This window comes from Pseudomonas gingeri (assembly GCF_013385425.1).
Classification (GTDB): domain Bacteria; phylum Pseudomonadota; class Gammaproteobacteria; order Pseudomonadales; family Pseudomonadaceae; genus Aquipseudomonas; species Aquipseudomonas gingeri_D.
Window position 1 is genome coordinate 82,275 of record NZ_JACAQA010000018.1, and the last position, 20,761, is coordinate 103,035.

19 protein-coding genes and 3 tRNA genes are annotated in these 20,761 nt (G+C 63.7%); all 22 read right to left on the reverse strand.

Annotated elements, in window-relative coordinates; genetic code table 11:
• Positions 1 to 13 precede the first annotated feature (13 nt).
• Entirely contained in the window at positions 14 to 1,195 is a 1,182-nt protein-coding gene (gene icmH / locus HX830_RS20615; protein WP_177102280.1) for a type IVB secretion system protein IcmH/DotU, read from the reverse strand.
• A complete protein-coding gene (tssK, locus tag HX830_RS20620) occupies positions 1,195 to 2,532 on the reverse strand; it encodes a type VI secretion system baseplate subunit TssK (protein WP_177102290.1) in 1,338 nt (445 codons plus the stop codon). Before tssK ends, icmH begins: the two co-directional genes overlap by 1 nt.
• Positions 2,525 to 3,031: a type VI secretion system lipoprotein TssJ gene (tssJ, locus tag HX830_RS20625; RefSeq protein WP_177102292.1), complete on the reverse strand. Its 507-nt coding sequence runs from the start codon at positions 3,029 to 3,031 to the stop codon at positions 2,525 to 2,527. Before tssJ ends, tssK begins: the two co-directional genes overlap by 8 nt.
• Positions 3,018 to 4,949: a type VI secretion system Vgr family protein gene (locus HX830_RS20630; protein ID WP_177102294.1), complete on the reverse strand. Its 1,932-nt coding sequence runs from the start codon at positions 4,947 to 4,949 to the stop codon at positions 3,018 to 3,020. Before HX830_RS20630 ends, tssJ begins: the two co-directional genes overlap by 14 nt.
• Positions 4,950 to 4,965: 16 nt before the next feature.
• Complete coding sequence (locus HX830_RS20635) at positions 4,966 to 5,355, reverse strand: DUF4280 domain-containing protein (protein ID WP_103495067.1); 390 nt, start codon at positions 5,353 to 5,355, stop codon at positions 4,966 to 4,968.
• 81 nt (positions 5,356 to 5,436) lie between these two features.
• Positions 5,437 to 6,438 carry a type VI secretion system baseplate subunit TssG gene (gene tssG, locus HX830_RS20640; RefSeq protein WP_177102296.1) on the reverse strand — a complete coding sequence of 334 codons (1,002 nt, stop codon included), beginning with the start codon at positions 6,436 to 6,438 and terminating at the stop codon, positions 5,437 to 5,439.
• Positions 6,423 to 8,306 (reverse strand): type VI secretion system baseplate subunit TssF, encoded by a 1,884-nt coding sequence (tssF, locus tag HX830_RS20645; RefSeq protein ID WP_256350579.1) that lies wholly within the window; start codon positions 8,304 to 8,306, stop codon positions 6,423 to 6,425. The genes tssG and tssF overlap by 16 nt, the downstream gene beginning before the upstream one ends.
• Positions 8,281 to 8,775 (reverse strand): type VI secretion system baseplate subunit TssE, encoded by a 495-nt coding sequence (locus HX830_RS20650; protein WP_177102298.1) that lies wholly within the window; start codon positions 8,773 to 8,775, stop codon positions 8,281 to 8,283. Before HX830_RS20650 ends, tssF begins: the two co-directional genes overlap by 26 nt.
• Before the next feature lie 70 nt (positions 8,776 to 8,845).
• Positions 8,846 to 9,319 carry a type VI secretion system tube protein Hcp gene (locus HX830_RS20655; protein WP_103495069.1) on the reverse strand — a complete coding sequence of 158 codons (474 nt, stop codon included), beginning with the start codon at positions 9,317 to 9,319 and terminating at the stop codon, positions 8,846 to 8,848.
• Between the two features lie 75 nt (positions 9,320 to 9,394).
• The gene (tssC, locus tag HX830_RS20660; RefSeq protein WP_177102307.1) at positions 9,395 to 10,885 is read right to left on the reverse strand and encodes a type VI secretion system contractile sheath large subunit; all 1,491 of its coding nucleotides are present in this window, start codon (positions 10,883 to 10,885) and stop codon (positions 9,395 to 9,397) included.
• A gap of 38 nt (positions 10,886 to 10,923) precedes the next feature.
• Positions 10,924 to 11,439, reverse strand: coding sequence for a type VI secretion system contractile sheath small subunit (gene tssB, locus HX830_RS20665; RefSeq protein ID WP_103495071.1), 516 nt, complete (start codon positions 11,437 to 11,439; stop codon positions 10,924 to 10,926).
• A gap of 29 nt (positions 11,440 to 11,468) precedes the next feature.
• Positions 11,469 to 12,485, reverse strand: coding sequence for a type VI secretion system protein TssA (tssA, locus tag HX830_RS20670; RefSeq protein WP_177102309.1), 1,017 nt, complete (start codon positions 12,483 to 12,485; stop codon positions 11,469 to 11,471).
• Positions 12,486 to 12,898: 413 nt separating this feature from the next.
• Positions 12,899 to 12,975 (reverse strand) — tRNA-Asp (locus HX830_RS20675).
• A gap of 100 nt (positions 12,976 to 13,075) precedes the next feature.
• Positions 13,076 to 13,152 (reverse strand) — tRNA-Asp (locus tag HX830_RS20680).
• Positions 13,153 to 13,209: 57 nt separating this feature from the next.
• Positions 13,210 to 13,285 (reverse strand) — tRNA-Val (locus HX830_RS20685).
• A 214-nt stretch (positions 13,286 to 13,499) separates the two neighbouring features.
• Positions 13,500 to 14,261: an SDR family oxidoreductase gene (locus HX830_RS20690; protein WP_152737578.1), complete on the reverse strand. Its 762-nt coding sequence runs from the start codon at positions 14,259 to 14,261 to the stop codon at positions 13,500 to 13,502.
• An 11-nt stretch (positions 14,262 to 14,272) separates the two neighbouring features.
• A complete protein-coding gene (locus tag HX830_RS20695) occupies positions 14,273 to 15,484 on the reverse strand; it encodes an O-succinylhomoserine sulfhydrylase (protein ID WP_103497608.1) in 1,212 nt (403 codons plus the stop codon).
• 187 nt (positions 15,485 to 15,671) lie between these two features.
• Positions 15,672 to 17,177: an amidophosphoribosyltransferase gene (gene purF, locus HX830_RS20700; RefSeq protein WP_100942976.1), complete on the reverse strand. Its 1,506-nt coding sequence runs from the start codon at positions 17,175 to 17,177 to the stop codon at positions 15,672 to 15,674.
• A gap of 41 nt (positions 17,178 to 17,218) precedes the next feature.
• On the reverse strand, positions 17,219 to 17,776 hold the full coding sequence (locus tag HX830_RS20705; RefSeq protein ID WP_177102313.1) for a CvpA family protein: 558 nt from the start codon (positions 17,774 to 17,776) through the stop codon (positions 17,219 to 17,221).
• Between the two features lie 96 nt (positions 17,777 to 17,872).
• Positions 17,873 to 18,538, reverse strand: coding sequence for an SPOR domain-containing protein (locus tag HX830_RS20710; RefSeq protein ID WP_177102315.1), 666 nt, complete (start codon positions 18,536 to 18,538; stop codon positions 17,873 to 17,875).
• Complete coding sequence (folC, locus tag HX830_RS20715; protein WP_177102317.1) at positions 18,522 to 19,829, reverse strand: bifunctional tetrahydrofolate synthase/dihydrofolate synthase; 1,308 nt, start codon at positions 19,827 to 19,829, stop codon at positions 18,522 to 18,524. Before folC ends, HX830_RS20710 begins: the two co-directional genes overlap by 17 nt.
• Positions 19,826 to 20,746 carry an acetyl-CoA carboxylase, carboxyltransferase subunit beta gene (gene accD / locus HX830_RS20720; RefSeq protein WP_100942980.1) on the reverse strand — a complete coding sequence of 307 codons (921 nt, stop codon included), beginning with the start codon at positions 20,744 to 20,746 and terminating at the stop codon, positions 19,826 to 19,828. The genes folC and accD overlap by 4 nt, the downstream gene beginning before the upstream one ends.
• Between the last annotated feature and the right edge of the window lie 15 nt (positions 20,747 to 20,761).

Below are 20,761 nucleotides of genomic sequence, written 5' to 3' on the forward strand. Positions count from 1 at the left end.
GGGGCGCTGGCGGTCAGAGCGGTTCGAGCACAATCTCCACCCGACGATTGCGCGCCCGGTTGTCCGCGCTGTCATTCGGCACCCGTGGCTCACTGGCACCACGCCCCAGGGCCTGGACCCGCCCGGGGTCGGCCGCCGCGCCGAACATCTCGACCAACACCGCGTGGGCGCGCCGCAGCGAGAGCTGCTGGTTGGAGACCCGGCCCTTGCCCACCGGCGTGTCGTCACTGTGGCCGATGATCCGGATACGCCCCGGCCAATCCGCCAGCACCGAGGCAGTACGCTGCAAGGTGGCTCGACTTTCTGGCGCGATCACGCTGCCGCCTGGGGCAAATAATTGCCTGGTACCGAGCAACAGCCGCACGGCGCCGGCCTCCTCCTGCAACGTCAGGCGTCCGGCGCGGATATCCTCGGCCAGGCGCTCAGCCAGCGTGGGCAGGGCTGCCGGCGCAGGAGGGAATGTCGCCACGGTGGACGACAGCCGCGACAATCCAAGCCGCTGCTGGGCGGAACGCACCTGCAAGTCATAGGCACCCGCGACGGCGAGGCCCATCAGCAACACCAGCAGGCCGCCCAAGGTCCAGCACAACGCACGCCGTGGCCAGCGGCCCGGCGGAGCGGTTTTCGGCGACGGACGCGGATAACGCTCGCGGTACAGGCGCAGGGTTTCGTAGAGTCGGGCACGTTTGAGGATCAGGATCGAACGGCCTTCGCGTTCGATTCGATAACGGCCCTCCAGGCCCAGGGCCAGACACAGGTACATCAGTTCGAGCAGCGCCAGGTGCTCCACCGGCTTGAGCTGCGCCTCGTCCAGATAGGCGAAGAAGCCTTCGCCGCCTTCGGCTTCCTGATGAAAAGTCATCAGCAGGCTATGCCGTGACCAGGCGCCCCGGGCCCATTCGCTGCTGGCGATGATTTCATCAAGCAAGGTGCACAGGGCATAACGGGCACGCAACACGATGCGTGATTCGATACCGCAAGCCAGGGCCTGCCGCTGGAAGGTCCGCAACCGGGCGATCAGGCGCAAACGCAGCGCCGGCAGGTCGGGTTGGCGCTTCAGGCGCTGGAACACCACCACCTCATGCAGCAGGTCGTCAGCCAGCACGCAGAGGTTTTCATCGGCAACCGCCGGTCCGGCCTGGACACGCTCGCGGGCGTTTTTGCGCGATCCGCGAGCCGTTCTGGCAAACGCCATCACGCCTCCCTGATGGCCCAGAACGCCAATTGCAGTCCCGGAAACGAACCGGCCACATGCAGGCCGAAGCCGCTGGTGTCCACCAGATCAGCCCACAAGGGATGGTCGTTCGACAGCTGGAAATAGCTGAAGCCGGGGTAGTAAGGCAGCTCCCTGGGCGCCGTCGGCAACACCTGGATCGCCAACCCCGGCAATTGCAGGTTCACCAGGTCGTGCAGGCGCTCGGCCGGACCGATCTTCAAGCGGCTGGGGAAACTTTTGCGCAGTTCCTCGTCGGGCACCTGCGCACGCACCGCGAGAATAAAACGCGCCGATTGATACAGGTTGATATCCGGCACCTGGGCAAAACGAAAACCAAAGGCACCGCTCTTGAGCGCCAGGGCGACCACGTCGGCACCGGCCACCGCACTCAGCGCCTGCAACAGGTCCTGGATCAACGGCACAAAGCTCTCGCCCAGGCGGTCATGGCGGTACGGCGGATACGCCCTGGGGCGCTTGCGCTCCTGGCCGAAAATCGCCAGTTCGCCGGCCAGTCTCACCAACTCGCGGTACAGCAACTCGGGGTGCAACGCCGGCTGGCTGGCCAGGTGCATCAGCAGGCTTTCGGCGCGATTGACGCTCTGCAGCATCACGTACTGCTGGATCTCGGTCATCCCGCCGAGCCCGCCCTGGCCAAGCCCGCCGGCCAGGGCCACACCGCGTTGGCGGGCGCGGGCGATCAGTTCGTCGACGGAGCGCGCCAACACCGGCGAACTACGCCAGGCCAGCAACGGTGCCACCTGTTGCCGGTCGAGCACCACCAGGCCGGCAGCCGTGCGCTCCACCACCCGGGCCACCCGCAAAAAGACATGGGAGGCGGCGACATCCGCCTCCCGCGCCAGCTTCAGGTTCAGACGACAGACCTGCAAACAGGCCGGCTCGCCGCCCTCGGTATTGGCGTCGGCCACCAGGACTTCGCTGATCCGGTAACGGGCCAGGCTGTCGTCCCCGGGGGCGGTTTCGGTGTCCGCCGCCCCTGGGCGATTGAGGGCCAGGGCCAGCACCAACTGCACGTCACGCTCGCCGTCGGCCACCGGATAGCGCAGCCGGACCAGTTCCTCGTCCGTCAGGGCAAAGGGACTGCCATCGGGCATGATCCCTTCGCAGGCGCTCAGGGCCAGGTTGCCCAGCGCCAACTGCGCGGCATCGATTTTCAGTGTGGCAAAGCCCCAGCCATGGGGTTGCACGGCACGCAGGACCTGCGCCAGCCGGGCCCGATGATGGCGCTCTTGCTGCTGGAAGTGCTGCGGCAGCAGAAACATGCCTTCGGACCAGACGACGCCGTCGTGACTACTCATCGGCGTTCTCCTCTGCCGGCGCCGACGTCAACGCCACGCGCTGGCGAGCGATCTGGGCCTTCAGCCGCGAGGGGCGCGTCGGGTCGATTTCGGCCCAGGCCCACCACTGGGCATGGTCGATATTGCGGTACTCGGCCACCAGCGCGATAAAGCGGGTGCCGGGCACGGGAAGAAAGTTCTGCTCCTGCTGCTGGCCCGGGCGCAGCAGCAACGATTCCTGGCGCAGCAGATCACGGCCCAGCGCCTGCTCGGCCGCGGCTTCGGACTGGAACAGCTCGACCTGTTCCAGGCGCTTGCTGTCCGCCAGTTGCAGAAGCCTGACGATCACCGGCGACGGCCGCCCATGCAGGTCGGGATTGCTGTCCAGTGCCGCTTCCAGGGACAACGCGATACGCGGTTCAGGCGGCGGTTCGTCCGACCAAAACCAGGCACAGCCCGGGAGCGTCGACACCAGCAGCAGGCACAGGGCGCGTCGAAACACCGGCTTAATCACGACCATCGTCGGCCTCCTTGGGCTGTTTGGCCTTCGCAGGTGCCGCCGCCTTGGCCGAGGTGGTGGCCGCGGTGGCGCCGCCATTGATGTCAACCGAGGCGGTGCCGTCGAGGGTCACGGTCTTGCCGTTGATCGCCACACCCGTGGCGCTGAGTACCAGGGTACTGGCACCGACCTTGAGGGTCAGGCTCTTGCCGGCTTCCAGCACCAGCTTGCCGTTGGCCTTGAAATCCATATCGGTGGCGCTCGACTGCCATTGGCCGGCAATCCGGCAATGGCTGTCGCCGCCGATATCCAGCGATTGATCGGCATCGACCCGAGTGTTGCGCCGGCCGCCCACGGACTCATGAAGGTCATCCTCGACCTTGAGAAACTGATTGGCGCCCACCGTCAGGTGCCAGTCGTTGCCAATGCTGGCGAACGCATCGTTGCGCACCGTCAGGTCCTGGTTGCGTCCGGCATGGATCAGCAGTTGCTCGTGGCCCTTCTTGTCGTCGAAGCGCAACTCGTTGTAGACATCCTGCTCGCCCAGGGACTGCGATTTGAGACCACTGCGGGCCGCCTGGGCCGGCAGCTCCCAGGGTGGCCGGTGACCGGAGTTATAGAGCCCGGCGGTGACCAGGGGCCGGTCGGGGTCGCCGCCGAGGAACTCCACCACCACCTCCTGCCCTACCCGCGGCACGAACAGCGCCCCCCAACGCTTGCCGGCTATCGGCTGGGCGACCCGGACCCAGCAGGAACACGCCTCGTTGCGTCGCCCGCTGCTGTCCCAGTGAAACTGCACCTTGATCCGGCCGAACTCGTCGACCCAGATCGGATCGCCTTCCTTGCCAACCACAAAGGCCGTCTGTGGTCCGGCGATCAGCGGACGCGGTGTCTGGATCGGCGCGCGAAACACCTGGGTGGTCGGGATCGCCTCGACTTCGCAGCGTAACCCAGCCCCTTCATCGAACTGCAAGGTCGCGGCAACAATCAGGTAATCGCCGTTCTGCTCGGTTCGAGGATGATCGACCAGGCTGAAACACTGACCGGGCACCAGGTAAGGCGACTGGCTGACACCCCATCGCGACTGCTGGCAGACCTGCGCGGCTTCGAGCTGAATCCGTGCCAGGGCTTCGCCGGACCGGCGTCCCTTGAAGCGCCCCGGAAAACCTTCCTGGCGATAATCACCATGGCGCGACGTCGCCGCGCTCGCGTGGCTGACCGAGAGAACGCTGGCTTCACGGTTACTGGCCTTGGAGAAATCGAAGTCCACCAGGCTGAACAACCCAGGACGCAGCTCGGCGCGGGACTCCCAGCGCTGCATGATGCCCGGGTTGTTGTCCAGGTTGGGCCGATAACTCATTTCACGCAGGTGTTGCACCGGCTTGTGCATCCCCATGGAGTCGACGATGACCAACAGGTGAACCTCATCCTGGTCTTCGAAGAAGTAGTACAGTCCCGCGTCCTCCAGCAAACGACTGAAAAAAGCAAAGTCGCTTTCAGCGAACTGCACGCAGTACTCCATCGGCTCCGTAGATTCTTCGGCCCGCCAATCGAAACAGTCGGAATAGTCCTTGAATACGTCCTCCAGCACCTCCTTCAAGGTCATGTTCTGGAAAATCCGGTGGCGCCGCGACTGCGCCAGGAACCATAACCAAGGCCTGAGCGAAACCCGGTAGCGCGCATCGCGACCGACTCGCCCCATGGCGCTGAAGGCACTGATATAACCCTGGATGAAACGTCCCCGCCCTTCCTCGACACCCAGGCCCAGTGCCAGGGGTCGCCCGAGCAAGTCATCGGCCTGTAAGCCATCGTCTGCACAGGAGAGCGTCAGCTCATACTCGCCGAGCCGGCTCAACCCCTCCTGGGCGGTGAGCGCCAGCAGCAATAGCGTGGCATCGACGCCAGGCACCTGGACACGGTAGTAGGTGTTTTCGGACATGGTGACAAGGGCTCGCTCAGGCAATCGTGGTCTTGAGGGTGGCGCTGGCATTGACGCTGATCTGACCACCCCAGTTGCACTGGCAGGTGCAGCAGTGGTCCAGCGCCGGCAGCTTGGCAATCCGTGTTCGCATCGCACCGGGTTGCCAGGGCGTGAGCGTGGCGGGCACGCAGGGCATCGGCGTCAACACGCCCATGGCGGCGGCCGTCGCCGCCGCGACCTGGGGGTTGGCCGGGCTGCGGCAGAGGCCGAAGGCAGGAATATTGACCATGGGTTGATGATCGAGAATGTTCGCCGCCAGCCGACCTTCGACCTTGACCCGCCCCAGCGGCAGGACACCCAGGGGAGCCGGCGCGGCGCCAAACGAACAGGAAAGCAAGGCGCCCATTACAACTTGCTGATTCATGCGTGCTCCAGACAGACATCCGTGGAAAGCCCGCGCAGTGTCAGTGAAGGGTGCCCCGCGGGGTATCGGATAACTCCTAAATCAGCCGACGTCGCCCGGTGCGGGTCGCTGAAAGCGCGCGGGCTCGAAACGCCACCCCGCTGCCGTCGCGCCCTTGTGCCCCAACCAGCAGGCCCGTCCCAGGCCCTGCCGCGCGCCCAGTTGCAGGCCTGGTCGCTGCCCTGCCTCCAGACACACATCGAGATCCCATTGAAAGGTCGGGCCGACATAACACTCGACCAGTTGGCACAAGGGTTCGAAGTAACGTCCGCCGGGCAGCAGGTGCTGGTAGTCCGCCCAGGACAAGGGCCCCAGGTGCAGGCAGAAACTGTGCTGGATATTCCACAGCCGGCGCCCCAGCAACGCGGCCCCGCCCAGCCGCGCCGACTCGCGCCGCCGACCCAACTGCAAGCGTTCATCGGATGCCAGGACAGTCCGATGCCGGCCCAGGCTGCTGAGCGCCACCGGCAGGCGCAGCAGATCCCGGACCAGGGCCAGCAAACCGGCGGCACTGCGGCGCTGATCGATAAACTGCGGCGCGTAGTAGCGCGTGGCGTTGGGCAAGGCGCGGGGCTGGCCCGGAGAGAACGCCGACACATAGTCGGCGAAACGGTCGTCGGCCGGACGATCGGCCCAGACCACCGGCCGCACCCGCGCCCAGCTTCGATAAAGCAGGCTCAGCAGACGGTGGTGAAACACATCGAGAAAGTGCGCCAGGGTACTGTCGCCATGGTTGATCTGGCGCGACAGCACATCCTCGCTGAAATGCAGGGGCATCGGCCCGTTCGCCCCCGTCAGGCCGAAGAAGTTCACCGCCAGCTGCGCGGCACGGCCCTCACGCAGGCGCAGTTGGGCGATCATCGCCGGCTCGAACGCCAGCGAGACGTGCTGCGCCAGACGCAACGGATCGTCCCCCAGGCGCTGCGCCGTCCCCCAGCGCGGCGCATCAGGGTAAGTGCGCTCGAGCAAACGCATCGCGGCAAAAAAATCGTAGCGCCAGGGCTGTTCGACCAACTCGGGCGGTGGCGCTACCAGATCATGCATTGACCCGCCCTCGCCTGCCAGGTCTTGATATGGCCTCGGCTCACACTGTGCAACTCGGTCTGCATAAAGGCATTGAGCGCGGCATAACGCACAAAAAAACGCTCCAGCGCGGCGCCGAACAGATAGGTCCCGGTGCCTTCGCAGGCGGCGTCATCAAGGACCAGGGTCAGGTTCAGCCCGCGACCGAACGCCACCGGCCCGGCCCCGGGCAAACGCCGGGTGACGACCTGCGCGCGCAACGAGACGATGCCTTGCAGCAACTTGTGCCCGCTGCTGTCGCCCTCGGGCAGGTAATGCGCCAGCAACTCGCGCAAGGCCCGGGCCCCGGCCGCCCCGTCGTGGTGAGCCAGGGGCAGGTAGTTGCGCGACAACTGCCGCACCACCTGCCATTGCCGGTCGCCCTGGGACGGCGCGGGGAGCGGTCGCGAAGGCCCGGCCACACAACGGATCGCCAATACCGGGGCGCCCACGTCGAGGACGAAGTCGGTGTTGCCGGCCCCCAGGGGCAGGCGCAACGGCAGGTCGCGGTTGGAACACAGCACGTCCACCGCCAGGCGCTGCAACTCGGCGTCCGCCTCCAGCGCCACGACCAGACTGGCGTCACAGCCGCGATAACGCCGCTGCCCGTCGACAAAGCGCTGTGGAACGCGGCTGGGGGTGCGCTGCATCTGGTAGAAACCCGCCAGGCGACGCTCGTCTCCATCCAGCCGTTGCGGGGCATACAACGGCAGGATGACCTGACGCTCCTTGGAACCGGCGGCATAGCCATGGACCGCCAGGACCTCCTGGATCTCGTAGGCGAGTGGCCGGGCCTTGTCGACCACCAAGGGCAAGTCATGCCGATAAGGATCGACGACGATTCGCTCGACCCGCTTGTTGAACAGATTGATCACCGGTACGCAGAACAACCCGAAGTGGCTGGCATTGAGCAGCGCCGACAAGGGTTGTGACAGGGGCGCGAACACCACCACCAGCTCCACGCTGCGCGCCGGACAATCGCACAACGCCGGCCCCAGGCCACCCAGGCTGACAAAGCGCTCCCCCTCGGCGAAGGCGAGAAAGGTCTTGAGTTGCGCGCACACCGCGTCACTGTTCAACGACCGTGCATACTGACTGGAGACCGGGTGCGCAGGCGGTTGCCGGATATGCTCGGGGTCGATTCGTGGGCTCCATCCGCCCTCGCCTTCGCCGCAACGTACGAACAGACCTTCGGCACGTGTCAACAGGGCTTCCTGGACCGCCAGCGGCAGCGACCCATCGCCGCGCAGAAACAGCGTCAGCTCCTGCAGTGCCAATTGATCGAAGGACACCCCGGCGGTGGTTCGCAGACGCAGGCGCAAGGCACCGCCTTCCTGCTTGACGACGCTGGCGGGCAAGCCCTTGAGCAGTCCCGCGCTGGGCAGGTACTCGGCCGAGTCCAGGACCAGGGGCCAGAGCGTCACCGGGCGCAGGCTGCGAAACTCGCAGCGCGGGTCTTGCCCGCCCGCCTCACCCACGGAGCGCACCACGCTATCGGCCGGCAAGGTGAACCCCGAGGCCAGCGAGCCCTCCTGCAAGTCCGGGGAAAGCTGCAGTACCGCCATGGACGGCACCGGCAGCAACTGCTGCGGCTGCACCAGTTCCAGCAGGCTCTCGGTGAAACGCGGAAACTCGGCTTCCATTTGCAGTTGCACCCGGGCAGTGAGAAAACTCAGCCCCTCCAGCAAACGCTCCACCGACGGATCGGTCACCTCATCGGGGCGCAGCCCCAGGGTGGCGGCGATCTTCGGGTAGTCCTCGGCGAACTCGGCACCGGCTTCACGCAGGAAACTCAATTCACGCTCGTAGTGCCGCAGCAGCCGCTCATCCATGGGTGGACGGTCGACCATAGGGCCGGACCCGCACCTCACCACTTTCGGTGTTCCAGGCCGACTCCAGGCGAAAGGCGTGCAACGCATCGAGGCCGCGGATCTCGCCCTCGATCAGAAAATTCAGGCTGGCACTGCAGGACGTCACCGGCAGCAGTTGCACCGCGACGCTGTAACGCAGGATACGCGGTTCGAAATCCAGGACGATTTCACGGATGCGGCTCTCGAGCTTCTGCGTATCGATGCTCGACAGCACCACGCCCGCCAGGTTGCCCAGGCCATAGTTGAGCACTGAACGGGTGACATGGGGCTGGCTGCCCAACGGGCAGATCGCCCCGAGTCCGGTGGCATTGAACAGCAGCGTCAGATCTCGGCACAGGTGTTCCAGCTCTTGCTGCGCACCGCCCCCCGCCCGGCGCCGGGTCATCTCATCGCCAGGATTGGCGGGACGCAGCAGACGTTCGAGCAGCGGTGTCATGGAAGTGCTCATGAAAATCCTCCCGAAAAAAACCCGGCGCCGACGGCCCCCGCAGCATGCTGCGGGGGCCGTCGGCGTTCGATCACACGGTCGTGTTGCTGAGCAGGTCGTAGCTCTTTGCAAGGGTCGCGACAGCCTTGCCATCAACGAAGTGCTTGTACTGGTACTTGATGGCGGTGAAGCTAATCTGGATGGTTTCGCTCGGGCGATCACCGCTACCGCTGATGGAGTAGCTGCTGATGATCGGCGCCGTCAGCGTGAACTCGACGTAGGGTTCGTTCTTGCCCGTCGAACTGCCGCTGGTCTGGATGATGCGCAAGGTCGCCTCGTCCAGGGACTTGCCGCTGACCGACTCGATAAACAGATTAGGCGAAGCGACGTCAGTGGTTTTGTTCAAGGTGATCTCGGTGACATGCCCGACACTCGGCTCACGGTCATTGCCGATGGAGATGGAACGACCACTGCTGAACCCCCAGGAGTCGATGACGATCCAGTCCTTGTGATCCTTCTCCTGGCAGTTCCCCTTAATCTCGGTTTTGAATTTCAATACAATCATGCGGACTCCAACATCTGTTTATTTGAATGGTTAAGTACCTTTCCCGGGACCAGGCCCCGGTCGGGCATGAACCCCTCAGCCTTTGACCGAGGGCAGTCGGGAGACCAGTCGCAGGGATACGCTCAGGCCTTCCAATTGATAGTGGGGACGCAGGAAGAACTTGGCCTGGTAAAAGCCCGGGCTGCCCTCCACTTCCTGCACCACCACTTCGGCACCCGCCAGCGGCTTGCGCGCCTTGTCGGCGTCACTGGCGGTCGCCGGGTTATGCTCGACGTACTTGACAATCCAATTGTTGAGCCAGATCTCCATGTCTTCGCGCTCACTGAAGGAGCCGATCTTGTCGCGCACGATGCACTTGAGGTAATGGGCAAAACGGCAGGTGGCGAACAGATACGGCAACCGCGCCGCCAACTGTGCATTGGCGGTGGCGTCGGGGTCGTCGTATTCCTGGGGAGCGTGCAAGGACTGCGCGCCGATAAACGCCGCCAGCGAGCTGTTCTTGCAATGCACCAGGGGCATGAAGCCGTTCTTGGCCAACTCCACTTCGCGCCGATCACTGATGGCGACCTCGGTCGGACAGGTCATGTCGACCCCACCCTCCTCGGTCGGATAGGTATGCACTGGCAGCCCGCTGATGGCGCCGCCGGACTCGATGCCGCGAATCCTCGAGCACCAGCCGTACTCCTTGAAGGAGCGGTTGATATTGATGCCCATGGCATAGGCTGCATTGGCCCACAGGTAGTTCTGCGCCTGGCCTTCGGTGACCTCCTCGAAGGCGAACTCCTCCACTGGCGCGGTACGTGCGCCGTAGGGAATACGCCCGAGAAAACGCGGCATGGTCAGGCCGATATAGCGCGAATCCTCCGAGCGCCGCAGATTGCGCCAGGCGGCATGCTCGGGAGTGAGGAACAGCTTGCTCAGGTCGCGGGGGTTGGCGACCTCGCGCCAGGAGTCCATCAACATCACCGCCGGCGACGCCGCGCTGATCAGGGGCGCATGGGCCGCGGCGGCAATCTTGGCCAGTGACGCCAACAGCTCCACATCCGGTGGGCTGTTATCGAAATAGAAATCGGCGATCAGCACACCGAAGGGCTCACCGCCCAGTTGGCCGTACTCATGCTCGTAGATTTTCTTGAACAGCGGGCTCTGGTCCCAGGCCGCGCCCTTGAACTTTTTCAGCTCGCGGGCGACTTCGTCCTTGGCGACGTTGAGGAAACGGATCTTGAGTTTCTCGTCGGTCTCGGTATTGCTCACCAGGTAGTCAAGGCCGCGCCAGGCAGATTCGACGGCCTGGAAATCCGGGTGATGGAGGATGTCATTGACCTGCGCGGACAACTTGGCGTCGATTTCACCGATCAGGGCCTGGATAGTGCCGAGGGTGTCGTGGGCAATCAGGTGGGTCGTGCGCAGCGCCTGTTGGGCCAGGGTCTGCACCGCATTTTCAATGGCTTCGCGCACCGGCTCGCCGCGGGGCTTGAACTCGCGTTGCAGCAGGTCGTTGAATTCACTGGGCGAGAGCTCGGCCGTCGGGTCGATGCCGGACTGATTCTGAGATGTGGCGGACACGGATATTTACCTGTTTCAGGGAGCGATCATCGAAGGCATCAGTCTTCGGACTCGGTGGCCGCCGGCTTGGCGTGGGCCAGCAGCGACTGCATCAGGGCCGGGTTTTCCAGCAACTTGGCCATCAGTTGCTCGGCGCCACTCTTGCCGTCCATATAGGTCAGCAGATTGGCCAGTTGATTGCGCGCCTCCAGCAGTTCACGCAGCGGCTCGACATTGCGGGCCACGGCGCCGGGCGAGAAGTCGTCCATGCTCTTGAAGGCCAGCGACACCGCCATCTGCCCTTCCCCCGTCAGTTGGTTGGGCACACTGATGCGCACCTGGGGTTCGATGGCGGCCATGCGCTCATCAAAATTGTCGATATCGATTTCCAGGAACTTGCGCTCGGCCACCGGCGGCAGGTCGTCCCGGTTGGCCCCCGAGAGATCGGCGAACACGCCGTTGACAAAGGGGATCTCGATGGTCTTTTCGGCGCCGTACAACTCGACGTCATATTCGATCTGGACCCGTGGCGCACGGTTGCGCCCAATGAATTTCTGGCTGTTGTTACTGGACATACAGATAAACCTGAGCAGGGAGGGAAAGGTTAGTCATCGGTGATACCGCCCAGCGCATGCAGGTCGGCAAGGCTGCCCGGCACCAGTTCGGCGATCGCTTCGAGAAAACTCATGCTGGCGAGCCGACGCGTCCTGGCCGCCAGCAAGGGCACCGGGCTCGAAGGTTCGTGGTGGGCGTAGTAAGCGCAAATGGCATCCAGGGCGCGGACTACGTCCTCACGGGACTGGCAGACACCGCTCCAGGTGGCTGGAGCGCGACTTGTCGCATCGGTGGCCAGGGCCTGGGGCAAGTCATCGCCTGGCGGCGGCAAGACGACATCGCAACGCTCTTCGGCGATGCGGCACCACTTGTCCAGGGCCCGCCCAAGGCCGTCCAGCGGCGAAATACCGGGGGCCACGATTTTTTCCTCCAGACAAGCGCCGATCCGCGCGATCAGTTCGACCAGAGCCCTCAACAAGCTCAGGTTCTCGATCAGCTCAGCACGGGCCTTGGACTCGATCAGCGCGCCCAGACGCGCCAGTCCTTGTGTCCGAACCTCCTCCTCGGCGGACTCGGCGATGCAGGCCAGATCGGTCACACGCAGCGGTTCAAGGCCCATGGCATTGCCCAGTTGCTGACGTTTGAGCACCTGGACCACACTGGCGGGCACCGCCAGCTCGGCAAGGGTATTGAGGCGCATCAGCGGATCGTGATCGTCTTCGGCCAGGAGCTGCGGGTGAACATCCTCCCAGCGCTCACGCAGCAGACTGTCGATCAGCCGCAAGCCATCGACAAAGCCGGACAGCCCGTGCAGTTCCAGCAAGGCCCGCGCCAGGCAAACCGCCACCCGCAGGTCGAGAGCATCCTCCAGCAGCGTCAGGCACAGCGAGCGTACCCGTTGCCAGTCCACCGGCGTTGCGGGGTACACATGATCGCCGTATTGAACTTCGTTGCCGCCGTCTATTTCTTCTAACAGTTGAATAAAGTCCGCGCGGTATTCCAAGTTCGGACCGCAGGGCCTGTCAGGCAGGGTATTAATATAAGGAATCAGTTCTTTTATCGACATATTCCAGCCCCATGAAAATGCCCTTCAGGCACGCCAAACCAAAGTGAAAGCCGTTAAACCTCAGCGCCCTGCGCACACGGCAAGCCAGGCGCTGCGTGGATTCACTCTAGTCAAAGGGGGGGGCCGAAAACATAGGAATCGTCCTAGATCGGATAACCACGAAGTGCCGTTGCAAAGGAAATAAATAACGAAAGTTTGCAACTTTCAAAGGAAGAGCAAAGAAGGAACTTTCATGACATTTTTTTAAACATTCGCAGCGTATTTAAAACGTGTCACAAGAGAATCGAAGGGGACGACTTCAAGTCAGCGCAAGAAGCCCAGGCAGTGGCGGGCAAAAAACAGGCAAAAAAAAGCCCCGGCAAGCCGGGGCATTTTCTTTGCTTCAAGGAGTTCAAGGGCCTTGAAGCGGTGTATGGCGCAGCGGACGGGACTCGAACCCGCGACCCCCGGCGTGACAGGCCGGTATTCTAACCGACTGAACTACCGCTGCGTATCGCTCGGACTTGCGTCCGTTTGAAATCTTGAAACCCGTGATCGAAAAGCTTCGGTGCCTTTCAATCGCAGACCGCACAAGGCGACCTGTACAAATATGGCGCAGCGGACGGGACTCGAACCCGCGACCCCCGGCGTGACAGGCCGGTATTCTAACCGACTGAACTACCGCTGCGCGTCGGTTGGAAGCTCCTTGCGGAACATCCGATTCTCTTGCGAGAAGCTCAACGAGTGGTGGGTGATGACGGGATCGAACCGCCGACCCTCTGCTTGTAAGGCAGATGCTCTCCCAGCTGAGCTAATCACCCTTTGCTTCGTTGAGGCCGCGAAATTTACGCAGGTAGCGGACCTAAGTCAATAGCCTGCTTGAAGTTTTTCAGAAAAAGACAGATTCGTGTCACAGGCAAGACCATCAAGCCCTGTTCTCTGTAGGAGCGAGCTTGCTCGCGATGGTAGCCAGAACACTACGGGCTAGCAGACTTCCCGCGTTATCGTTGACGTCCATCGCGAGCAAGCTCGCTCCTACCGGTAGATCATCTTGCGGCTCATGCCACCGTCAACCACGAATTCCTGGCCGGTGACAAACCCCGCATTCCTCGACAGCAACCAGGCCACCAACGCCGCCACATCCTCGACCGTCCCTACCCTTCCCGCCGGATGTTGGGCATGGTCAGCGTCGCTCAACGGCTCGGCCCGACGTACCGAGGGATCGCGGGCATCGATCCAGCCCGGACTGACCGCATTGACCCGGATCTCCGGCCCGAGGCTGATCGCCAGGGCGTGGGTCAGGGCCAATAGACCGCCCTTGCTCGCCGCATAGGCCTCGCTGTCGGGTTCCGACTGCGCCGCACGGGTAGAGGCCAGGTTGACGATCGCGCCGCAGTGGGCACGCAGATAAGGCGCGCAGTGCTTGGCCAGCAGCATCGGCCCGCCGAGATTGACCGCCAGCACGCGATTCCAGTGCGCCAGGTCGAGGCTTTCGAGGGTGATGTTGTGGGGATCGGCAATCGCCGCGTTGCACACCAGGGCATCGATCCGGCCGAAACGGCCCAATACCTCGGCAACGCCCTGGGCCACCTGGGCTTCATCGGCCACATCCATGCCGATGAAACAGGCATTCTCGCCCAGGATCCGGGCCACCTTGGCGCCACGGCGACGATCGAGGTCGGTAAGCACCACCTGCCAGCCTTCGCTGATCAACCACGCCGCGATCCCCAGGCCGATACCACGGGCCGCGCCCGTCACCAGGGCGACACGGCCGTTATTGGCAACGGCCGTGTCCAGGGACAACTCGATCACAAGGCCGCCAACCCGCGAGCCAGGTCGGCTTGCAGGTCGGCCACGTCTTCGAGGCCGACGGCGACACGGATCAGGCTGTCGCGAATCCCCGCGGCCTCACGCTCCTGCGGCGCCAGACGGCCGTGGGAAGTGGTGCTCGGGTGGGTGATGGTGGTCTTGCTGTCACCCAGGTTGGCGGTGATCGAGATCAGTCGGGTGGCGTCGATAAAGCGCCAGGCGCCCTCTTTGCCACCCTTGACCTCGAAGCTCACCACCGCACCGAAACCGCGCTGCTGACGCTGGGCCAGTTCGTGCTGCGGGTGGCTCTTGAGACCGGCGTAATGGACCTTCTCGATTCCGTCCTGCTGCTCCAGCCATTCGGCCAGGGCCTGGGCATTGGCACAGTGGGCGCGCATGCGCAGGTTCAGGGTTTCCAGGCCCTTGAGGAAGATCCAGGCGTTGAACGGGCTGAGGGTCGGCCCGGCGGTACGCAGGAAACCGACGACTTCCTTCATCTGCTCGCCACGCCCGGCAACCACGCCGCCCATGCAGCGGCCCTGGCCGTCGATGAACTTGGTCGCCGAATGCACGACGATATCCGCGCCCAGCTTCAAAGGCTGTTGCAGGGCCGGCGTGCAGAAACAGTTGTCCACTACCAGCATCGCCCCCTTGGCATGGGCGATTTCAGCCAACGCGGCGATATCCACCAGTTCGGCCAGCGGATTGGACGGCGATTCGACGAACAGCAGCTTGGTATTCGGCCGGATCGCCGCGTCCCAGCCCGACAGGTCGGCCAACGGTACGTAGTCGACTTCAACGCCGAAGCGCTTGAAGTACTTCTCGAACAGACTGATGGTGGAGCCGAACACACTGCGCGAGACCAGCACATGGTCGCCGGCACTGCACAGGCTCATGACCACGGCCATGATCGCGGCCATGCCGGTGGCGGTGGCAACCGCCTGCTCGGCCCCTTCCAGGGCGGCGATGCGCTCTTCGAAGGAACGCACGGTGGGGTTGGTGTAGCGCGAGTAGACGTTACCCGGCACTTCCCCGGCGAAACGCGCCGCCGCATCGGCGGCGGTGCGGAACACGTAGCTGGAGGTGAAGAACATCGGGTCGCCGTGCTCGCCTTCCGGCGTGCGGTGCTGACCGGCACGGACGGCCAGGGTGTCGAAGGCTACGCCCTCGAGATCGCTGTCCAACCGACCGGCATCCCATTCCTGACTCATGCTGCCACTCCTTGTTCGATTCTCTTGAAGATTAAAACCGGTTTTAAGGGTGGACACGACCCCTGTAGGAGCAGGGCTTGCCCGCGAAGGGGCCCTTGAGACCGCCAGAAGCTTCGCGGGCAAGCCCGGCTCCTACAGGGCGGCGGTGTTTTCAGGACCGCGGCCACACCCCAGAGCCGGTTTTTACTCAGTTGTTGTAAAGGTCGATGATCGCGCTGACCGCCTGGGTCTTGACCTTGGACGCATCGTTACGCGCCTGCTCGATCTTGGCCAGGTAGTGCTCGTCGATGTCGCCGGTGACGTACTTGCCGTCAAACACCGCGCAATCGAAGTTCTCGATCTTGATCTTGCCACCACCGACGGCCTCGATCAGGTCCGGCAGGTCCTGGTAGATCAGCCAGTCGGCGCCGATCAGGTCGGCCACGTCCTGGGTCGTGCGGTTGTGGGCGATCAGCTCATGGGCACTCGGCATGTCGATACCGTAGACGTTCGGGTAACGCACCGCCGGGGCCGCCGAGCAGAAGTAGACGTTTTTCGCGCCGGCTTCGCGGGCCATCTGGATGATCTGCTTGCACGTGGTGCCGCGCACGATGGAGTCGTCCACCAGCATGACGTTCTTGCCGCGGAATTCCAGCTCGATGGCGTTGAGCTTCTGCCGCACGGACTTCTTGCGGGCCGCCTGGCCCGGCATGATGAAGGTCCGGCCGATATAGCGGTTCTTCACAAAGCCTTCGCGGAACTTCACGCCCAGGTGGTTCGCCAGCTCCAGGGCCGAGGTACGGCTGGTGTCCGGGATCGGGATGACCACGTCGATGTCATGCTGCGGACGCTCGCGCAGGATCTTCTCCGCCAGCTTCTCGCCCATGCGCAGACGCGCCTTGTATACCGACACGCCGTCGATGATCGAATCAGGACGCGCCAGGTAGACGTGTTCGAAGATGCACGGGGTCAACGACGGGTTGGTCGCGCATTGACGGGTGTGCAGCTTGCCGTCTTCGGTGATGTACACCGCTTCGCCCGGTGCCAGGTCGCGGATCAGGGTGAAACCGAGCACGTCCAGGGACACGCTCTCCGAGGCGATCATGTACTCGACGCCTTCGTCGGTGTGACGCTGGCCGAACACGATCGGACGGATGCCATGGGGGTCGCGGAAACCGACGATACCGTAGCCGGTCACCATCGCCACCACCGCGTAACCACCGACGCAGCGGTTGTGCACGTCGGTCACCGCGGCGAACACGTCTTCTTCGGTCGGTTGCAGCTTGCCGCGCTGGGCCAGCTCGTGGGCGAACACGTTGAGCAACACTTCCGAGTCGGAGTTGGTGTTGACGTGGCGCAGATCCGACTCGTAGATTTCCTTGGCCAACTGTTCGACGTTGGTCAGGTTACCGTTGTGGGCCAGGGTGATGCCGTACGGCGAGTTGACATAAAACGGCTGGGCTTCAGCCGAAGTCGAACTGCCGGCGGTCGGGTAACGCACATGGCCGATGCCCATATGTCCGACCAGGCGCTGCATGTGCCGCTGATGGAATACATCACGGACCAGGCCGTTGTCCTTGCGCAGGAATAACCGGCCGTCATGGCTGGTCACGATACCGGCAGCGTCCTGGCCGCGGTGCTGGAGCACGGTTAGCGCGTCATACAGCGCCTGATTGACGTTCGACTTACCGACGATACCGACGATGCCACACATGCGACGCAACCCCTACTTAATGAATCTGAACTGAACAGCTCTTACTGAGGCGTTTTGGCCGGCAAGAGATGCTCCTTGAACGGAAGATCAGCGGGTACGCTGATTCCGCTGGCTAGCCACCGACTGCTCCACCCCAGGATGAGGTTCTTGGACCAGTCGGCGACCAATAGAAATTTTGGCACGAGCTGGGAGCCCTGCCACCACGAATCCTGTTGGACCGGCCCCAGGCTCAGCAGCCCGACGGCCACCACCACCAGCAGCCCGCCACGCGCGGCACCGAAGGCCATGCCGAGGAAGCGATCGGTCCCGGACAGGCCGGTGACGCGAACCAGTTCGCCGATAAGATAGTTGACCATGGCGCCCACCATCAGGGTGGCGACGAACATGATTGCACAGCCCGCGATCACGCGTGCCGAAGGTGTCTGGATATAGTCGGTCAGGTACACGGACAACGAGCCACCGAACATCCAGGCGACCGCGCCGGCAATGATCCAGGTGAGCAGGGACAGGGCTTCCTTGACGAAACCACGGCTCAAGCTGATCAACGCAGAAACGACGATTACCGCAATAATCGCCCAGTCAACCCAGGTAAATGGCACAGTGCAGCCTACAGACGGATAAGGCGGCGCATTTTAGCAGAGCGCCGCCCCACTGGTAAGGCGATTGTCAGAGCATTTCGATACAAAGCCGCGGGCTTACCCGCGTTCCGGTTGGAAACGCACGACAAAGCCCTTCAGATTCTGCTGACGACCCAGCAGGTCACGCAGGCGATCGGCCTCGGCACGCTCGATCAGCGGACCGACAAAGACCCGGTTCTTGCCATCGGAAGAACGGATATAGGCGTTGTAACCCTGGCTGCGCAGGGTCTTCTGCAGGCTTTCGGCACTGTCACGGCTGGACAGGCTGGCCAACTGCACCGACCAGCTGATCGGCAGGCCGTTGGGGTCTACGCGATTTTGCGTGGTATCGAGCTTGGCCGGCGCCACTGCAACCACCTGGGCCGGTGTTTGCGCCGGGGCCGGAGCCGGTTTGGTGGCGGGCGCAGGGGCTACGGGCTTGGCCGCCGCGACCGGAGCCACTGGCTTGGGTGCCGGCGCTGGTGCGAGAGGCACCGGCGTTTCCTCGACTTCCTCATCAGCCGGGACCGAATCCGGGGGCAATGCCTGGGGTTCGGGAACCGGCACCGGCTCGACCTTGACCTGGGGCAGCGCCGAGGCCTGGGGCGCGGTCGGCGCCTCGACCCGAACCTGACGCTGCTCGTCCTGGCGGGAAAACAGCATCGGCAGGAAGATCACCGCCAAGGCCACCAGCACCAGGGCACCGACCATCCGTTGCTTGTACGCTTTATCCAGCATTGCCATTGGCAGCCTCCTCCGTGGCGCGCCGGGCCAGCCACTCCAGCGCCTCGGCAACACAAAAAAACGATCCGAACAACAGAATTTCGTCATCGGCCGTGGCCTGGGCGCATTGCCCTTCCAGCGCAGCGGCGACACTTTCGTAGACGCTCACCGACGCACCACGGGCCGCCAAGGCGGTTTGCAGGTCAGCCGCCGGGCGACTGCGCGGCGTCTGCAAGGGCGTCACCGCCCAGTGCTGGATATGACGCTCAAGCGGGGCAACCACCCCATCGAGGTCCTTGTCCGACAAGAGCCCGAATACCGCCAAACGCCGCCCCTTCAAGGGACTGTGCGCCAGGCGCTCGGCCAGGTATTCGGCGGCATGGGGATTGTGCCCGACATCCAGCATCAGGCTGAGGGACTTGCCCTGCCAGGTCAGCTTACGCCGATCCAGCCGGCCGACAATACGGGTATCCAGCAGCGCCTGGGCAATCCGCTCGGGCTGCCATGGCAGATCCATCAACAGGTAAGCCTGCAGGGCCAGGGCGGCGTTCTCCATCGGCAGGCCAAGCAGCGGCAGATCGCGCAACTCGACCGCCCGGCCCTGGCGGTCGACGCCACGCCACTGCCAGTTTGCATCGGTGAGGCCAAGATCGAAGTCCCGGCCACGCAGGAAGAACGGGCTACCCAACTCACGAGCCTTGTCCAGCAGCGGCTGCGGCGGATTCAGGTCGCCACACAGCGCCGGTGCGCCCGGGCGGAAGATCCCGGCCTTTTCGAACGCCACCGATTCACGGGTGTTGCCCAGGTATTCGGCATGATCGACACCAATGCTGGTCACCAACGCCAGGTCGGCATCCACCACATTGACCGTATCCAGGCGTCCACCAAGACCGACTTCCAGGACCACTACATCCAGGGCCGCACGCTCGAACAGCCAGAGCGCGGCCAGGGTGCCCATCTCGAAATAGGTCAGGGAGGTCTCGCCCCGCCCGGCATCGAGGGCGGCGAAGGCTTCGCACAACTGCGCGTCCGTCGCCTCGAGCCCGTTGATCTGCACGCGCTCGTTGTAGCGCAGCAGATGTGGCGAGCTATAGACGCCGACCTTGAGCCCCTGCGCTTGCAGCAACGAGGCAACAAAGGCGCAGGTCGACCCCTTGCCATTGGTGCCGGTCACGGTCACTACCCGAGGCGCCGGCCTGCCCAGCCCCATGCGGTTCGCTACCTCTTGCGAGCGCTCCAGCCCCATGTCGATGGCCGATGGGTGCAATTGCTCCAGGTAGGCGAGCCACTCGCCCAGGGTACGTTCGGTCATAGGCTTGCAGGCACCGGTGGGACAATGACAGGCTCAACAGGCAAGGCGATGTATTCGGGTGTCGGCAGGCCCATCATCTGCGCCAGCAAGTTACCCAGGCGCGGACGCAGTTCCTGGCGGGCGATGATCATGTCGATCGCACCGTGCTCCAGCAGGAATTCGCTACGCTGGAAACCTTCCGGCAGCTTCTCGCGAACGGTCTGCTCGATCACCCGTGGGCCGGCGAAGCCGATCAGCGCCTTGGGTTCGCCGACGATCACGTCGCCGAGCATGGCCAGGCTGGCGGAAACACCGCCGTAGACCGGGTCGGTCAGCACCGAGATAAACGGCAGGCCTTCTTCACGCAAGCGCGCCAGCACGGCCGAAGTCTTGGCCATCTGCATCAGGGAAATCAGTGCTTCCTGCATGCGCGCACCGCCGGAAGCGGCGAAGCAGATCATCGGGCAACGGTTTTCCAGGGCGTAGTTGGCGGCACGTACGAAACGCTCGCCGACGATGGCGCCCATGGAGCCACCCATGAACGAGAACTCGAAGGCGGAAACCACCACCGGCATGCCCAGCAGGGTGCCGCTCATGGACACCAGGGCATCTTTTTCGCCGGTCTGCTTCTGGGCCGCGGTCAAGCGGTCCTTGTACTTCTTGCCGTCACGGAATTTCAGACGGTCCACCGGCTCCAGGTCGGCACCCAACTCAACGCGACCTTCGGCGTCGAGGAAGATATCGATGCGCGCGCGGGCGCCAATGCGCATGTGGTGGTTGCACTTGGGGCAGACGTCCAGGGTCTTTTCCAGTTCCGGACGGTAGAGCACCGCATCGCACGATGGGCACTTGTGCCACAGACCTTCAGGCACCGAGCTTTTCTTCACCTCGGAACGCATGATCGAAGGGATCAGTTTGTCTACTAACCAGTTGCTCATGCTGTCTTTCTCCAA